The following is a 15,119-nucleotide window of genomic DNA, read 5'->3' on the forward strand; positions in this document are numbered from 1 at the left end:
TACAGGTATTCCAAGTGCCAAGCGGGAGATTAATCCGAAAGTCGATCAGTGAGCCGCGCGCATCATAATGCCGCGCTCGTGAAGTGCCTTCCAGACGCTGCCCTTACTCTTGCCAAGCTGGTGCGCGATGGCGCGAATGGATAGGCCTTCTTCGACGTAGAGTGTGATAGCTCGGTCGATCTCCCGTTCCGTCATTGGTTGGTAGCGCATGGCGATGCCATGGTCGGCCAAAATCTTGAGCACTCCGCCCTTCGAAACGCCGTAGCGTCGGCAGAGTTCGTTGGTGGAGGTGCCGGAGCGATAGGTGGCAACTAGATCCGTGATGGCGTCGGGAGAGAGTCGCCGGTCAAGCCGATGTGGCCGTGCTGGCGGGTTTGTGCCGGTCAGAGGGCGTTTTGGTGTTGTATCGATCAGTGCAGCCAGTCGACGAAGACCTACTACGTCATGGTTTGAATAGTTTTGCAACAGGCCGACACAAGTCAGCGTGCATTTTTGGCCGTCTGACCGTCCGTTTCCGGTCGTTTGACCCACATGTTTGACCCAAACCAGCTCTGGAAGGCACCCCTAAACCCGTTTGCTGTGCGGCGGACAATCGACCCATGACGTGCGACGGATCTACCGGGGAGCCTCCCGAACCGGTGCAGGCTCGCGGCATCGTTGACCGGGCGACCGGGATTGAGAAAGCCCGCGCCTCTTGTCAGTGGCTCTTTGACGACGCGAAGGAGGTTCTTGGTCGCACGAACGACATGATTTGCGACGGGCACCTTCTTGTGATGGGTCTGGCGAGTCGCGCGGCCGGGTTACACGACGGCGCGGTCCATGCCCTCGGCGCCGACAACCCGTTGGTCGCCTACACACTGTTGCGCTCGTACGTGGAGAACGCTGCCGCGGTGCTTTACGCCAAGGACCACCCGGCCCAGCTTCATAGGATTCTCGGATTTGGTCGTTCACGGCCGGTCAAGGTGGGCACCATCACGAACTACGCGGAGCAAGGCACCGACCGACTCGAATGCCTTGCCGAGCAACCAATTTGACTTTTGTCGGCTCTATTAGCCCAAGGTGACCACTTCGTATAGCTGGAAGTATCCGCAGGTCAAGGCGCTCGGCGTTTAGTCTACCGGCATGGACCGCATCTGGCAGTGGGCGTGGGATCGGTACGGTGCGAGGTACTCGTGGGCGATCTTTACAATCAGTAACCTTACGCTGCTCCCGGTCTGGCTCGTGGCGTCGATGATCATTACCGCTTACGAGCACTCCAATCATTACTTCGAGACGGCTGCTCTCACCGTTGTGGCCGTGCCAGTGCTGGTGTACGCCATCGTTCTTCCTGGCCTAGGCCGACTCCGCTCCGTTGAGCGGTGGGCGGCGGCCCAGCAGGTCGATCGGGCGACAGCTCTGGCGGACACCTACAGGTACGTTCGGGAAACGTTCTTCCGAGCCATGGTCGTCACCGCCGTTTGGGCCACTATCCTTGCGGTCGTTGTCGGTGCGATCGCCGGAGCGACCTGGTGGCGGGTCGTCCAGTACGGCGTATGGGGTGCCGTCCTCGGAGCCACCACCCAGCTGGCCGCGAGCCACAGCTTCTCGGAAGTATCCCTACGGCCAGCGCGGGCCGCGTTAGCCGGTGATACGGGGATCGGTGATTCCCTGCCGCGCTCTCGCCCGACTTTTGCCGCCTGGGTCAACATGTTCATGCTGGGCGTCGCTTTCGTCTTCGCCCTGGCGGGCGCGATGCTGGCGGCTGTGTTCCATCGGGTCGGTGAGGTTCCCCTGCTCGCTGTCGTCATCGCCTTTAGCTTGGCGTTTGGCATGGGGCTGCGGATCACCGTCGGCGCCGGGTTTTCGCCTTCCCTCCAACCGATTCGCGACCTTGCCGAAGGCACCAAACGTGTTGCGGTCGGTGACTACAGCCAACGCTTGCCCGTGGTTCAAGACGATGACCTCGGTGTGCTGGCCGCCTCGTTCAACCGCATGCAGGCCGGTTTGGCCGAGCGGCGACGACTTCACGCCGCGTTCGGCACTTACGTTGATCCAGCTCTGGCGGCCCGACTGCTCGAGCAGGGTGACGATGTGTTCACCGGTGAACGCCGCGAAGTCACCGTGATGTTCATCGACATCCGCGACTTCACCCCATTTGCCGAAGCCAACACCGCCGAGGACACGGTCGCCCGCCTCAACGCGCTGTTCGAGATCGTGGTGCCCGGCGTCGTCGACGTCGGTGGGCACGTGAACAAGTTCCTGGGCGACGGCGCACTGGCTGTTTTCGGGGCACCAAATGACCTTCAGGATCACGCTGACGCCGCACTACGCGCCGCCGTGAAGATTCACCGTCTTGTTGCTGAGCGATTCGGCCAGGAGCTTCGCATCGGCGTTGGGATCAACACCGGCGTGATCATCGCAGGAACCATCGGCGGCGGGGGCAAGCTGGAGTTCACCCTGATTGGTGATGCCGTCAACGTGGCCGCCCGCGTCGAGCAACTCACCAAGACCACCGGTGACACGATCCTGCTCACCCAACAGTGCGTTGATGCTTTGGTGTCGCAACCCCCTGGACTCATCGACCGGGGATTCCATGTGCTGAAAGGGAAAACAGCCGCTGTCCAGGTCTTCGGCCTAGACCAGAAGACCGAGGCGCGAGTCGAACTGGCCCGCTGAGGGAAGAACTTTGGCTGCGGCTTTCGAGACGCTCACGACGAAAGAAATGCGACAGTCGGCCGGCCGGTTAGGTGCGGCGTTGCTGGCGACGGGCCAACACCATCAACGACGGGCCAACACCGTCAATGGGTCAGGTTGTCGTCCTCCGGTGGGTTCATGAAGCTGTTTCGTAGTTGCCCAATGGAGTTGCGAGACCTGTCCAGACGATCGAACGAGTTCCAACACCTGGTCGCCATGCTGACTGCGCTTTCTTCCGACGGGGGCCGTCATCGATGAGTCGGTCGAGTTGATGGAGTGCTGCGGGGGTTGCACGGGTGGTGAAGGCGGTCAGGAAGGTGTCGACGAGGTCTGGGCCGGTGATGGTGGGGCAGGCGATGGTAGCGATCGCTAGGCGGGAATGGTCGTCGATGATGTTGAGGATTTCTGCGCCGCTGTGATCGGCGAAATGCCAGTGTGTGACGTCGGGTTGCCAGCGTCGGAGCGGGTCTTGTTTTTCGGGGGAGGGATCAGTCGGGGACCGAGTTGCCGAACAACGTCAGCCGAACACCGACGCGCCTGCCGCTCTGACTCCGTCGGCCTTGGCGTCGGCGGAGGCCTGACGGTCGCCGCCGCATTCCGGGCCAGTAGACCGTCGCGCGCCGCGCGCCGTCGAGGTCGGCCCGTAACCGCGCAAGATCTAATGCTTGGCCCGTCATGGCCCGACATCACAGGACCTCAGGGATTATTCGGGATCCAGAACGAGGGGGCCTCCTTGGCGGCGACGCGCGACACGGTCTCCGTCAGCGACGGATTCGTTGAGGGCGCGCAGCCGATTCAAGCTGATGTGTGCTTGCCCGTTGGACCCGACGGGTCCCGCAGCGGCGGCAGCGATTTCGAACGGACCGTTGTAGACGACCTCAGGGTGTTCGTCGGACTTGCGCGACAAGCGGAGCACAATCAGGGCCGAGGCATGGTCGTGGGAAGTAGGCCTGATGGCGATGCCGCTGGTGCCGTAGGTGCCCTTGATCTCGACTGCGCGGTGGTCCTCGCTGATCGCATCATGTCCCGGTGTCGACGGCGGCATGAGCGTGATATCGAAGAGCGTCTCGGCCGCAGCTTCTGCCAACGACCCAACGAGGTGTCCGTCGAGGGGAAATTTCCGACCCGGATGCAATAGCTCGAGTTCCTCGACGATCGCGTGCAGGCGGTCGACCAGTGCCGCCGTCCGCTGCATCCGCTCTTCGCGATCCCGCCACTTGCCGCTGGTGGGTGCTGGCATGAGCAGTGTCCTAACTCCAAGGTGTAGTTCGGCCAACACTGCAAACCCTACTGATTTGCCGGTCACCTGAATTGCCCAAGCCTCAGGTTAAAACGACGGGGCGTCCGTCGACCACCACGGCCGTGATGACCAGCTGCGCCATCGACCTGGCTGACCTAGCGAAACGGAGAGATGCTGACGATGTCGCGCGACAGCTGCCAACGATGTCGCGGAATGCGACACGGTCGGCCCGACGAATGAGCGTTTTCGTTTAATGCGTCGCGCTTGAGGTCTGGCCGGTGCGTCGCGGTTGTCTGGCCGACCGCACCGAAAACGCGCCCGGCCGCGACGCCACGATTTCCCCACGCCCAATCGTCACCGGACGCCATTGAGCTGCCTTTTCCTCTCGGCAGCGCAGTGCGATCGATTCTTACCGCTGAGATCCGTCTTCCCCGATTCCAGCTTGTCGTCACTGCTCTGGCGTCTGCGTGAGACGAACCCGCGGCGCAGAGCAAAAACGGGCTATCTCAACTTGTGCAACATCGTTGACCTGTGGCCTATCTCTGCAATTGTGGCGGGCAAGCGCACGCGGTTGGTCGGAGGGCACGAGAATGTCATTTGCGATGGTGAGGCCGGAGTGGGTGACCGCGGCAGCATCGGATCTGGCGGGTATCGGGTCATCGGTCGGTGCGGCAAACGCGGCCGCGGCGGGCTCGACCACGGCCGTGCTGGCCGCTGGCGCCGATGAGGTATCGGCGGTGATTGCGGGGTTCTTCGGCACCCACGCACAGGAGTATCAGGCGATCAGTGCGCGGGTGGCGACCTATCACCAGCAGTTTGTGCAAAGCCTCAACGGCTCCGCCGGCGCCTATGCGGCCGCGGAGGCGGCCAGTGCCTCGTCCTTGCAGACCCTCATGCGCGACGCTCTGAACCTCATCAATGCACCCACCAACGCATTGTTGGGACGCCCGCTGATCGGCAACGGCGCCAACGGTGCCCCGGGGACCGGTCAAGCCGGAGGGCCCGGCGGGATCTTGTGGGGTAACGGCGGTGCTGGCGGGTCCGGGGCGCCCGGGCAGACCGGCGGTGTCGGCGGGGCGGCGGGCTTGTTCGGCAATGGCGGAACCGGTGGCGCGGGCGGAACTGGAGTTACCGGCACGCCTGGCGCCGCGGGCGAGAGCGGCGGTACCGGAGGCACGGGTGGGGCCGGCGGGCTCGGGGGCCACGGCGGGTTGCTGTTCGGCAATGGCGGGACCGGCGGCGCCGGCGGTGCGGGCGGCACTGGCGGCGTCGGGGGCCAAGTCAACGCCGAAGGCGTGGTCGGTGCCGACGGTCCGGGCGGCACTGGCGGCGTCGCGGGCGCGGGCGGCGCGGCCGGACTGTTTGGGAGCCCCGGTCACGCGGGCATCGGCGGGCAGACCGGCACCAATGGCGCTGCCGGCGGCGGCGGTTTCGGATTCCGCGAGGACTTCATCAACAACACCGGTCTGCCCGACAACCAGATCTACGTGACCGAAATCGGCCAGACGACACCCGGCCACTGGGCTTGGATCGACCAGAACGGGGTTGCCCACCCCATCGACCACAACGCCGCCGATGCCCCGGGCCACCTGACGAAGGACGGCGTGAACTACGCCAACATGTCGTTCACTCTCGACCAAGCGGGCAACCTGACGACGCCGTCGGAATTTCAGGGCGGCCGGGTATTCATCTCGATGAAGCAGCCGCTCTACATCGCCATCAGCCCCGACAACATGGGCTGGGCGGGTCCCGACCCGGCCAACCCGGCCGATCCGAACTACAGCACCGTCTATGACTGGTATGAGATGACCTTCAACAACGGCGCAATCCCGTTCGGCGGCAACACAACACAGGTGGACCAGTTCGGGTTCCCGTTCTCGGTGACGGTGACCCAGGACTCCAGCGGCTTTGCGGGCACCAGCGGCCTGACGCTGTCGCGGGCTCAGGTGTTCCAGCAGTTTGCGACCACGGTCCCCACGGAGTTCCAGTCACTTGTCGTCCACGATGCCACCGGGGACCCGGTGCGGATCCTGTCCCCGCGGACCGCCCAGCCGGGAGGCCTGTCCACCTGGCTTGATCCATCGATCAATGACTTCTGGACGACCTACCAGACCAACCAGTTCAACTACGACGGGCCCGGGTACACGGTGCAGGGCAGCGTCAACGCCAGCGACCAGTTCGTCTACAGCGTGACCCCCACCGGGGGCAGCTCCACGACCTACACGATGGTCAAGCCGACGACGGCGGAAGTCTTCGCCGCCAATGGCCCGTTCGTGGGCACCGCCCAACAGGGGGCGTTCCTCGCCGAACTCGATGCGGCGTTCAACCGGGGTGTCGCGATCTCGCCCGACCAATGGTCCAACGTCGCCGACTACTACCCGACAGGCGGGCGGTGGAACAACTGGGCGGAGTTCTTCCATTCCGACAGCATCAACAACCTGGCCTACGGCTTCCCTTTCGACGACGTGAACAGCCAGAGTTCGGTGCTGATCCTCGACAACTCTCGGCCGCCGACCGAGCTGTCGTTCAACCTTGGGGGCTGATGCCTCCCAAGGCCGGTGCCAATGGGGCCGGGGCATCGGGGGTCTGTGCTGAGACGAAGCCGCGGAACCGAGCCCCGACTGCTCAGATCACCCCGGGTATCAAGGCTTTTCGCTCGGCGGGGTAGTCGGGGAACTTCTCGCGGTACCACTTCTGCGTGGCGAACGCTCGTGGAACCAGATTGCCTGCCGTGATCGCAAAGATGGCAACCCCGGCCAGCGACCAGGTCAGCAGGGCGAACCCGGCCCAGGCGATCAGCTCGCCCAAGTACGCGGGACTGGTGACGAACCGGAACCCGCCGCCGTAGGGGATCTGGTACTCGGTGGCACCCGGGTTTTTCTTGTCCCGCAGATTGCGCACGATCGACTCCGACCAGACCAGCAGGACGAATCCGGCCAGATACACGAGCGTCCCGAGCAGAAACCGCGGATCGGTCAGCCACTTGGTGCCGTACTGATGCCGGTAGTCGTGGCTGAAGAACGCCCCGTTGAGATATCCGTGCATCGAGGTGATCACCATTCCGGCCGCGAGCACCGAGATGTTGAAGCTGCTGCGCTTTCCCGGCACCTGCCTGATCGACAGGGGGAAGAACCAGCCCCGGTTGCCGTAGTGCAGCAGCCAGATGGCCGCAAGCACCAGCGGCGCGGCATCGAATCGCTGTGGGCCGGTGAGATAGAAGATGGCGAACACCACGGTTGCCGGGATCTCCATCAGCCACCAGCCCAGCTTCGGGTTCAGATTCACCCCGCCCGCGGTGGCGCCGAAGCGACCATAGGGACTCTGCATAAACAAGCCGCCGATGATGACCAACGCTGCGACGGCCAGGGCGATCGTCAAGACGGTGTCATAGGTCGTGTTGCCGGTGTACCAGTTCAATCGAGCTCCTTCCGAGAGCGCCTGGCGCTGCTGAGGACCAACAAGAACACCTTGTACCTCACCGCATCGGCACGGCGCGTGGGGGCCCAGACCCCGCCAGAGGCGCGGGCCTTTGACGGCGCACTCGAGGGTCCATGCCGCACCGGCGCCATCAGGGCGGCCATCAATACCACGGCGTTCGATACCGGTGCGGGCAGCCGCTCGCGAAAAGCTGCGGCGTTACCGTCCGCGCCCCGGCGCACCGACGTGCCCCGGGTTCACCTTGACCTTGGGCAGGTTGATGTTCGGCACCGGGACGTAGGGGATGTTCTCCACCGCGTTGATATTGGGTACGCCAATGTCGACGCTGGTGCAGGCGGACACCCCAACCACGTCGACACAGCGCTCCACGCCGGGGGCGGCGCTGGCGCTGGCGGCGCCCAGCATCGCCGCCGCGGCGGCGGGGGCGGTCGCGAGAATCGCAGCGAGGCTCATCCGTCCGATTCGCATGGCAGTCATCCTTCCGACGGGCCGAGCGGGATCAAAGACCCAACCGCTCGGCGCAGGGGTTATTAGCAGCGACCCTTGAAATCAACCAGCGGCTGACGGATGCCCTGCAGGTCGGCTTTCACCGACGGGTTGGCGTCGAGATAATTCTGCGTGTTCGCGCTCATCGCATCGCGATCCTGGCCCCTGAGACCGGTGAAGAAATCGTTCACGTCGGGATGGTTGAACAGGTAGTCCGCCGTGGCGTTGGAAACACCGGATGCGGTGCGGGCCAGGTCAGCGGCCGTGCAGTTCGCCGGCGGATCCGCAACGGCGATAGCCGCGCTACCGAACAGCAGGGCGGCGCTGAATGCGCCGACTGCGATCCCACGGTGCACCGCTGGGGCTGAGAGTGACATGGCAACCTCCTTCTGAGGTGTGGCTACGCCAACGACACTTCAGTCGGAAACTGCTGGGCACAAAGCGTCGTCGGTTTGTGTCTCGGGCAAGTCCAACACGGCAACCGTGCAGCTCGGGAGTGCCGAAAGTCCCGTACTGCGACGAAATCCGGGTGGAAGAAGTAGTCACTACCGGTGGATTGCCTCGGTCAGGCCAGTCGGAATAGGTAGGCGAACGCGGTCCGGGTGTAGGCGATCTCTCGCCCCTTGCGGCGAATCGCGTCGGGGTCGGCCGCCGTCGGCGTCTTCGGGGTCAGGTAGCTGTCGAGTGCGTCGGTGTCGAAGCGGTAGTGCTCACCGCGGTGGTGAACGGCGGCCACGAGCTCGAGTCGGGGGTCGAGCGCAGCGAGGCTGGCGTCACCGTGGCTGGTGTTGGCCAGGAAGAGGCCTCGGGGTTTGAGGTAGCGCTGGCAGTGGTCCCACAGTGGGCCTGCGTAGAGCGAGATTAGCAGGTCGAAGTGGGCCTGCGCCAGGCCGAGTGCGGTGGTGTAGTCGGCGTGCAGGAAATTCACATCGGGCTCGACGCCGGGGCGGGTGCGATCCCGCAATTCGGCGACGGCGAATTCGTGACTGGCGAAGTAGCGTGCGGCGCGGCGGTCGGTGTCGACGTAGGTAACCGAGGGGATCGCCGTCGAGGGCGAGATGTCGAGATAGCAGCCCGGATACAGTGCCTTCGCCGGCGCCCAGGCCGCTGCGAGGGTTGCGAACAGCCCGGATCTGTCTCCGATGCTCTGCCGGTAGGTCGCCCACGAGGGACCCGCCAGCGAGCGCTTTCCTTGAGGCGGCGGGTTCATGCGATCTCGTCGGGGCGTTCGACGAGTTCGCCGTTGCCGAACTTTGCCCCAGCGCGGACCAGCGCAACCAGATGCGGTGCGTTGACCGCGCGCCAGCGCGACCGGGTGGCCCCGATCAGCCTGTCGTCCCGGTCGCCGGAATCAGAGATTGCGCTGAGCACCCGACGTGCCTTCCCGACCAGCGTTGGCGCGCCGGTCTAGCTTGGAATCATCAAATCGGTCATCCGGGAAGGTACGCGCCTTCCCCCGGCGATCGACAGGTTTCAAGCATTGCTCGTACGAGTGCGAGGAGCGCCCATGCGCGGCAGACGAGGACTTCAACTGATCGCCATCGCCGGGGTGGCGGGCTTGGCGGCGTGCAGCAACACGGCAACCAACCCGCCCACGGGCCGCGGCAATGCATCGACACCGGCAGGGCCGCCGTCGATCACCAGCGAGCCGTTCGGTGAGGTCGATGCGACCCCGGTGAGCCGCTACACGCTCAACAGCGGGCGCGGAATGCGGGTGCGAATCCTGACTTACGGCGGCATCATCCAGTCGATCGAAGTCCCCGATCGCACCGGACGTATCGGCAATGTGGTGCTGGGCTTTCCGACCCTGGCCGGCTACCTGAACAACACCGGATCCGCCAAGACCTATTTCGGCGCGATCATCGGCCGCTACGGCAACCGGATCGCCGGGGGAGTCTTCGCGCTCGACGGCCACGAGTATCACCTGCCCATCAACGACGGCGGTAACAGCCTGCACGGCGGCACCGCCGGATTCGATACCAAGGTGTGGCAGGCCAGTGTGGAAAAAGGCGGTGACAGCGTGGGCTTGAAGCTCCACTATGTCAGTCCCGCAGGAGAAATGGGCTTTCCCGGGGCACTGAGTACAACGGTCACCTACACCCTGGATCAGAACAATCAACTGCGCATCAACTACCACGCCAGCATCGACGCGCCGACCGTGATCAACCTGACCAATCACAGCTACTTCAACCTGGCCGGTGAGGACGCACTTGACGTCTACGGCCACAAGGTCACCATCCATGCCGACAACTACACGCCAATCGACTCCACCCTGATCCCGACCGGGCAGATCACCGCGGTGCGGGGCACGCCGTTCGATTTCACCTCACCGACCGCGATCGGCGCGCACATCACCGACAATGACCCGCAACTGTTGCTGGCCCACGGCTATGACCACAACTGGGTGATCAACCGCGCCGACAACACCGAATTGATCGAGGCGGCCCGGGTGCAGGATCCACAAACGGGGCGCACCCTGACCGTCTCCACCACCGAGCCCGGCGTGCAGTTCTACACATCCAACTTCATCAACGCGACGTTCACCGGCACCAGCGGGCATATCTACCGCCAAGGCGCGGGATTCACGATGGAGACCCAGCACTACCCGGATTCGCCGAATCACCCCGGCTTCCCGAGCACCGAGCTCACCCCGGGTCAGACCTACGACTCGACAACGGTTTTCGGCTTCGGCGCCGAATAGCCAACCCATCGCGGTGGGGCACCGCCGGCGACGCCCCCGGGAACCGCGAAACGCATCACCTGCGCACGCTTGGGGCCCGACCAAAGATCGTCGTCTTCGGCAATCACCTGACGATCTTCGGGTGAGTTCAGCGCCGTGACGACCGCGCGAGCGAGGCGCTCATACCAGTCTGCGACTTCTCGCGGATAGTCGGCGTAGCTGCCATTTTCGCGCAGGATCGGGCCTTCGACGGTATGGATGTCGGTGATCCCGTCGAATTCCTGCGGGTAGGGCTTGCCCAGCCGCGCGGCCGTCGGCGCGTCGATGGTTGCATCCAGCTTGATCCAGCGGCCGTTGAGCAAGGCTTCCCCCAGTGAGTGCCAGGCCAATGGCCGGCCCGGTTTGCCGCCCCACAGCGGGCGAACGCGCGGTGCGAGGAATTCCTTTTCGGGGGAGTCCAGCGTCTGGAAGGCGACGCGCGCGGGCACGCCCGCCGCCCGGGACAACGCCACGAACGAGCTGGCCTTGCCCATACAGAAGGCGACTCCGTGGGTGAGGACGGCGCTGGCGGTGCGCTCTCCGGCCGCCAGATAGCGGAAAGACTCGGCAATGGCGTAGGGGAGATCACGGACATACAAGTAGATCGCCCGGATCCGCTCCACATCGGAGCCTGCCCCGCGGGTGAGTCTCGCGGCGAGCTCGGCCACTACCGGATGGTCGGCGTCGAGATACTCGGTCGATTCCAGATAGGGGCCGGCACCAGTGTTGCGGCCGCTCTTGGCGTGCATGACAGAACCCATCCTTGCCTACTCGGTGAACCGAAAACTGTTGCCAGGCCGGGTAGCGGCTTAGTCGAACGCCGGAAGAACCTCTTGGCCAACGGTATGAATCAAGTCCGACCGTGCGACATCTGGAATGGTGAACAAGAAGGTGTCCACCCCGGACTCGTAGTATTCGTTGATTCGCTCGATGCACCTATCCGCGGGGCCGACGATGAGACCGTCGTAGGGAACCGCCGAGAATTCTGTCCTGATCTGGGCTTCCTGCTCGGCGGAGTCGGTCGGCGCGAGCAGGGCGGTCACCGAGAACCGCAACGTGGTGGGGTCGCGTTGCGCGGTGGCGCAGGCCTGGGCCAGAAAGTCTTTGCGCTGCTTGACTTTCTGCGGCGACCACCACCGCACGTTGATTCCCTGCGCAGAGCGGGCGGCGATGCGGTGAACCCGGTCGCCTTCACCCCCGGCCCACAGCGGTGGATGCGGTGTCTGCACCGGCGGTGGGTCACAGATCGCGCCGTCGAGGGTGTAGAACCGCCCGGAGTACACCGGATCGGGCTGCGTCCAGATCGCTGTGATGACCTCTAGCGCCTCGCCCAGACCGGTGACGCGGTCCCCGACGGGTAAGAACGGGATTCCGTAGGCGGTGAATTCGCGCTCGAACCAGCCGGCGCCCAGGCCGAGGTCCAGGCGCCCCTCGGAGATGATGTCGAGCGTGGCGGCCATCTTGGCCAGCACCGCCGGATGGCGGTAGGAGTTGCACAGCACGCTGGTCCCCAGGCGGATGTAGGTGGTATCGCGGGCCAGTGCGCTAAGCGCTGTCCATGCTTCGAGCAGCGGCATCGTCGCGGGCCGGTCTCGCCCGTCGCGGCGCTCGTGCTCGCCGCTGATGCCGGCCTGCGTGACGTAGTCGTCGGGACTCAGGGTCAAAAAGTGATCGCAGAGCCAAACGGAATCGAAGCCGTAGCTTTCGGCGAGGGTGGATACCCGGACCATGTCGGGATAGTCGCTGATCGCCAGTCCCTGGGTCATCAGCGCCAGGATCAACCCGAACTGGGGGCCGCCGTGTTGTGGCGGGTTGCTGGTGTTTTCGTGCATGGCACCGTCTACCTTTCGGTCATCCCGGCTCGCTGTCCCGGCATCGTCCGAGGCAGGGTGACGCAGAATTCGTATCGCTCGGGGCGATGGTGGAATAGCACCACCTCCAGCGGCTTGTCCCCGTCGGTGTAACTCGTGCGCCGCAGCACCAGAACGGGCGCGCCTTCCGACAAGCCCAGTGCCGCTGCGATTTCCGGGGAGGCTCCGGCCGCCTGAATCTCATGGGTGGCCGAGCTGATGCGCACGCCGAGTCGTTGTTCCCACATCGTGTAGGTGGTCGCGGTCACCGATGTGGCTGAGAGCAGCGGTTCGACGGCGTCGTGGGGCAAATCCGCCGGTAGGTAGCAGGTCACGATCGCCAGCGGTTGATCGGATTCGCTATAGCGGCGCTGAATCCGCAGCACTTCCGAACGCCCCAGGGCGGCACCCACCGACTGGGGCGCCGCGACGACCGCATGGGCCAACACCTCGACGCGGGGCGTCACCCCCCGGCTCAGCAGTACCTCGGTGATCGTCCGGACACCGGACTCCAAGTCCTGTTTCACCGGCTCGGCGACGAACGTCCCCAACCCCTGACGGCGGACCAACCAGCCCTCGTCCTCGAGAATTCCAACCGCGGCGCGCACGGTCGACCTGCTAACACCCGAACGTGCGATCAACTCTTGCTCGGTCGGCAGCCGGCTGCCGGGGGACAGCGCCCGCTCCAGGATCTGCGTCCTCAACAACTCCGCAAGCTGGACACTCGCCGGCACGCTGCCACGGGTGACCCGCAGGTCGGCATCGGCGAGATCGTGTCGGGGGGAATCCTCATCGGACGTCATAAAACGTATTACATCGCACTCGCTCGGGATTCGGGATATGCGCTGGTCATCGGCCATCTCCGCCGCAGCGCCACGGCTGGGCCCTGCAGCTGGAGGCGCAGTCATCATGTAACGTTTATAAACGTTTAGTGACAACGGTGTCAAAGTGACCTCAGCCACCCAACAGGAGGTACCCGTGTCCGCCCCAGTAAGCGTTATCGCGCGATTCGCCCCACTACCGGAAAGGCGTGCTGATCTGCGGGCGCTGCTCGCGGGCATGGTCGGTCCCACTCGATCCGAGGAGGGCTGTCGACGCTACGGCCTCTACGAGGCGCCGCCGGACGGCGAGCTGGTGTTGATCGAGCGCTATGACGATCAGGCCGCCCTGGAACACCACCGCACGACCGAGCATTACCTCAACTACCGTGCCCAACTGAGCGCGTTGTTGGCCAGTCCGATCACCGTCAGCGTGCTCGCGCCCCTCGACGAGGCAGAGGCGAGCAGGCATCGGCTCAGAGAGTGACCAGCGCCCAAAAGCCAAGCAACACCGCATAGAGCACGATGACGAGGATCGTTCCTCGAATCGTGATCCGTGTTGGCACACCCGGATTCAGCCAGAAACTCAGGGCACGGGTGGCAAGCGGCATCAACAGGAAACCGAGAGTGATGGTGCTCAAGATGTTGGAAGTGAAGGTCCGCAAGAAGAACGGGACGCCCTTGTCCTGCAGGTAGGTCATGAGGTAGCTGATGCACATGATCGTGGGGTAGAGCATCAGCAACACGGTCATCGACTGTTTCCAGTTCGGCGTGTTCGCCCCATCGACCTCGTTGAAACTGAACCAACTGCCGAAGGCACTGGGCACCTTGCGCACGACGTTTCGCTCGATGTGTTGGTTGAGTTCAGCCAACAGCTTGGCGCGTGTGTGCGACGTGAGCCATTCGTCGGCGTAGCGCGGCTCGGTGAAGCGATACAAACTGGTCCACGCGCCCCCGTCGTGAGCGGGTTCGAGCAGTTCGTAGCCGGTGAATCCGTCGAAGCACCGCGCCGCCGTTTCGAGGGCCTTTTCCGCGGCGAGAAACTCGGTTTCCCGGCCCGGCCGCGGGGTTGTGCTGGCCACCACCGTGACCACGTGGGCGGCCGGCCGGCCGCCGACCATGGTGTGTTCCTCGGCGGGGGTCTCCAGCAGCCGATCGCCGCGTTCGAGCAACTCGCGGCGCCGTTCGGACTGCATCCAATACGACAGATTTTCCTTGGAATCGAACCGGAAGATGATGACCCAGTCATCATGGATACCGGGCACCGGGGGAATGGTCTCGGTTCCGATGAACCCGGGACTGCTGCTGGTGGCGGCGTCAATCTCGGATTGCCAAGCGCGGTAGGCCTCGACGTGTTCGGGGCGTACCTTGCGAGCCACCACGGCGGTCGCAACGACGCCGCCACCGTAAGGGCTCATCTGCCCGCCTTGAGCCCGTGCCGAACGGGGCGTAACCCGGTGTCGGGCACCGCGCTACGGCCTGCGGGCGACGAAGTCGACCTCGACCAAGGCGTCCAGCGCGAGTGCGGTGACACCAATACAGTTGCGGGCGGGCAGCTTTCCCGGTTCAAAGTAGGACTTATAGACGCCGTTGAACGACTCGTAGTCGCGTTTGAACTCGGTGAGGAAGGCGCGTGTCTGCACCACGTTGCCGAAACCGATGCCCAGCTCGCCGAGCACAATCTCGAGGTTGTGCATCACATTGCGGGTCTGGGCCTCGATCCCGTCCGGTAGCGGCTTCGCGTGGTCGTCGGGATAGTTGGGCATCTGCCCGGTGATCCATAACCAGCCGTCGCTTTCGACAACATGGCTATACGGTGCACACGCGTCAGGCGCCGCGTCGAACATCATGAATGTAGGAATACCCATAGCCTTGCCTCCGCTGCGAATTGTTTG

Annotated in this window: 17 protein-coding genes; 5 read left to right on the forward strand and 12 right to left on the reverse strand. The window is 64.3% G+C overall.

The window, feature by feature from the left end; translation table 11 throughout:
* Positions 1-45 precede the first annotated feature (45 nt).
* A complete protein-coding gene (locus MPSD_RS12800) occupies positions 46-531 on the reverse strand; it encodes a helix-turn-helix domain-containing protein (protein ID WP_036426641.1) in 486 nt (161 codons plus the stop codon).
* A gap of 68 nt (positions 532-599) precedes the next feature.
* On the opposite strand from MPSD_RS12800, the gene MPSD_RS12805 reads away from it, so the two are divergent.
* Positions 600-1,034 (forward strand): hypothetical protein, encoded by a 435-nt coding sequence (locus MPSD_RS12805; RefSeq protein ID WP_015355379.1) that lies wholly within the window; start codon positions 600-602, stop codon positions 1,032-1,034.
* 88 nt (positions 1,035-1,122) lie between these two features.
* A complete protein-coding gene (locus tag MPSD_RS12810; RefSeq protein WP_086085149.1) occupies positions 1,123-2,655 on the forward strand; it encodes an adenylate/guanylate cyclase domain-containing protein in 1,533 nt (510 codons plus the stop codon).
* Positions 2,656-3,376: 721 nt separating this feature from the next.
* Here MPSD_RS12810 and MPSD_RS12815 read toward each other — a convergent pair.
* Positions 3,377-3,913 (reverse strand): DUF6998 domain-containing protein, encoded by a 537-nt coding sequence (locus MPSD_RS12815; protein ID WP_020787585.1) that lies wholly within the window; start codon positions 3,911-3,913, stop codon positions 3,377-3,379.
* A 590-nt stretch (positions 3,914-4,503) separates the two neighbouring features.
* Between MPSD_RS12815 and MPSD_RS12825 the strand changes: the two genes are divergently transcribed.
* Positions 4,504-6,456, forward strand: a complete 1,953-nt coding sequence (locus tag MPSD_RS12825; protein ID WP_086085150.1) for a glycoside hydrolase family 64 protein — start codon at positions 4,504-4,506, stop codon at positions 6,454-6,456.
* A gap of 82 nt (positions 6,457-6,538) precedes the next feature.
* Here the strand turns inward: MPSD_RS12825 and MPSD_RS12830 are convergent, their stop codons facing one another.
* The 5 genes from MPSD_RS12830 to MPSD_RS12850 form a co-directional block, all read right to left on the reverse strand.
* A complete protein-coding gene (locus tag MPSD_RS12830; protein ID WP_020725152.1) occupies positions 6,539-7,330 on the reverse strand; it encodes a phosphatidylethanolamine N-methyltransferase family domain-containing protein in 792 nt (263 codons plus the stop codon).
* Between the two features lie 219 nt (positions 7,331-7,549).
* Positions 7,550-7,819 (reverse strand): hypothetical protein, encoded by a 270-nt coding sequence (locus MPSD_RS12835; RefSeq protein ID WP_015355384.1) that lies wholly within the window; start codon positions 7,817-7,819, stop codon positions 7,550-7,552.
* 62 nt (positions 7,820-7,881) lie between these two features.
* A complete protein-coding gene (locus MPSD_RS12840) occupies positions 7,882-8,214 on the reverse strand; it encodes a heme-binding protein (RefSeq protein ID WP_020787581.1) in 333 nt (110 codons plus the stop codon).
* Positions 8,215-8,402: 188 nt separating this feature from the next.
* Positions 8,403-9,047 carry a hypothetical protein gene (locus MPSD_RS12845; RefSeq protein WP_020787580.1) on the reverse strand — a complete coding sequence of 215 codons (645 nt, stop codon included), beginning with the start codon at positions 9,045-9,047 and terminating at the stop codon, positions 8,403-8,405.
* Positions 9,044-9,208 carry a hypothetical protein gene (locus tag MPSD_RS12850; RefSeq protein ID WP_020787579.1) on the reverse strand — a complete coding sequence of 55 codons (165 nt, stop codon included), beginning with the start codon at positions 9,206-9,208 and terminating at the stop codon, positions 9,044-9,046. Before MPSD_RS12850 ends, MPSD_RS12845 begins: the two co-directional genes overlap by 4 nt.
* 136 nt (positions 9,209-9,344) lie before the next feature.
* On the opposite strand from MPSD_RS12850, the gene MPSD_RS12855 reads away from it, so the two are divergent.
* Positions 9,345-10,538 carry an aldose epimerase family protein gene (locus MPSD_RS12855; protein WP_020787578.1) on the forward strand — a complete coding sequence of 398 codons (1,194 nt, stop codon included), beginning with the start codon at positions 9,345-9,347 and terminating at the stop codon, positions 10,536-10,538.
* Here MPSD_RS12855 and MPSD_RS12860 read toward each other — a convergent pair.
* From MPSD_RS12860 to MPSD_RS12870, 3 genes are read right to left on the reverse strand one after another with little or no spacing between them, the layout of a single operon-like run.
* Complete coding sequence (locus MPSD_RS12860) at positions 10,499-11,305, reverse strand: transglutaminase-like domain-containing protein (protein WP_020787577.1); 807 nt, start codon at positions 11,303-11,305, stop codon at positions 10,499-10,501. The two genes, MPSD_RS12855 and MPSD_RS12860, sit on opposite strands and share 40 nt — an antisense overlap.
* A gap of 60 nt (positions 11,306-11,365) precedes the next feature.
* The gene (locus MPSD_RS12865; protein ID WP_020787576.1) at positions 11,366-12,388 is read right to left on the reverse strand and encodes an LLM class flavin-dependent oxidoreductase; all 1,023 of its coding nucleotides are present in this window, start codon (positions 12,386-12,388) and stop codon (positions 11,366-11,368) included.
* Between the two features lie 8 nt (positions 12,389-12,396).
* A complete protein-coding gene (locus tag MPSD_RS12870; protein WP_015355389.1) occupies positions 12,397-13,209 on the reverse strand; it encodes an Rv0792c family HTH-type transcriptional regulator in 813 nt (270 codons plus the stop codon).
* Between the two features lie 175 nt (positions 13,210-13,384).
* On the opposite strand from MPSD_RS12870, the gene MPSD_RS12875 reads away from it, so the two are divergent.
* On the forward strand, positions 13,385-13,711 hold the full coding sequence (locus MPSD_RS12875; RefSeq protein WP_086085151.1) for a putative quinol monooxygenase: 327 nt from the start codon (positions 13,385-13,387) through the stop codon (positions 13,709-13,711).
* Here the strand turns inward: MPSD_RS12875 and MPSD_RS12880 are convergent.
* Entirely contained in the window at positions 13,701-14,642 is a 942-nt protein-coding gene (locus tag MPSD_RS12880) for an antibiotic biosynthesis monooxygenase (RefSeq protein WP_020787574.1), read from the reverse strand. The genes MPSD_RS12875 and MPSD_RS12880 overlap by 11 nt on opposite strands.
* 54 nt (positions 14,643-14,696) lie before the next feature.
* The gene (locus MPSD_RS12885) at positions 14,697-15,092 is read right to left on the reverse strand and encodes a RidA family protein (protein ID WP_020787573.1); all 396 of its coding nucleotides are present in this window, start codon (positions 15,090-15,092) and stop codon (positions 14,697-14,699) included.
* Positions 15,093-15,119: the final 27 nt, after the last annotated feature.

Origin of the sequence: Mycobacterium pseudoshottsii JCM 15466 (genome assembly GCF_003584745.1) — a bacterium.
Taxonomy (GTDB): Bacteria; Actinomycetota; Actinomycetes; order Mycobacteriales; family Mycobacteriaceae; genus Mycobacterium; species Mycobacterium marinum.

What these genes read in the sequence shown, in the direction of transcription:
- MPSD_RS12865 (WP_020787576.1), bottom strand. Translation starts at nt 12,388, where the DNA reads ATGCACGAAAACACCAGCAACCCGCCACAACACGGCGGCCCCCAGTTC.
- MPSD_RS12835 (WP_015355384.1), bottom strand. Translation starts at nt 7,819, where the DNA reads ATGCGAATCGGACGGATGAGCCTCGCTGCGATTCTCGCGACCGCCCCC.
- MPSD_RS12810 (WP_086085149.1), top strand. Translation starts at nt 1,123, where the DNA reads ATGGACCGCATCTGGCAGTGGGCGTGGGATCGGTACGGTGCGAGGTAC.
- MPSD_RS12840 (WP_020787581.1), bottom strand. Translation starts at nt 8,214, where the DNA reads ATGTCACTCTCAGCCCCAGCGGTGCACCGTGGGATCGCAGTCGGCGCA.
- MPSD_RS12845 (WP_020787580.1), bottom strand. Translation starts at nt 9,047, where the DNA reads ATGAACCCGCCGCCTCAAGGAAAGCGCTCGCTGGCGGGTCCCTCGTGG.
- MPSD_RS12825 (WP_086085150.1), top strand. Translation starts at nt 4,504, where the DNA reads ATGTCATTTGCGATGGTGAGGCCGGAGTGGGTGACCGCGGCAGCATCG.
- MPSD_RS12805 (WP_015355379.1), top strand. Translation starts at nt 600, where the DNA reads ATGACGTGCGACGGATCTACCGGGGAGCCTCCCGAACCGGTGCAGGCT.
- MPSD_RS12860 (WP_020787577.1), bottom strand. Translation starts at nt 11,305, where the DNA reads ATGCACGCCAAGAGCGGCCGCAACACTGGTGCCGGCCCCTATCTGGAA.
- MPSD_RS12880 (WP_020787574.1), bottom strand. Translation starts at nt 14,642, where the DNA reads ATGAGCCCTTACGGTGGCGGCGTCGTTGCGACCGCCGTGGTGGCTCGC.
- MPSD_RS12870 (WP_015355389.1), bottom strand. Translation starts at nt 13,209, where the DNA reads ATGACGTCCGATGAGGATTCCCCCCGACACGATCTCGCCGATGCCGAC.
- MPSD_RS12855 (WP_020787578.1), top strand. Translation starts at nt 9,345, where the DNA reads ATGCGCGGCAGACGAGGACTTCAACTGATCGCCATCGCCGGGGTGGCG.
- MPSD_RS12815 (WP_020787585.1), bottom strand. Translation starts at nt 3,913, where the DNA reads ATGCCAGCACCCACCAGCGGCAAGTGGCGGGATCGCGAAGAGCGGATG.
- MPSD_RS12885 (WP_020787573.1), bottom strand. Translation starts at nt 15,092, where the DNA reads ATGGGTATTCCTACATTCATGATGTTCGACGCGGCGCCTGACGCGTGT.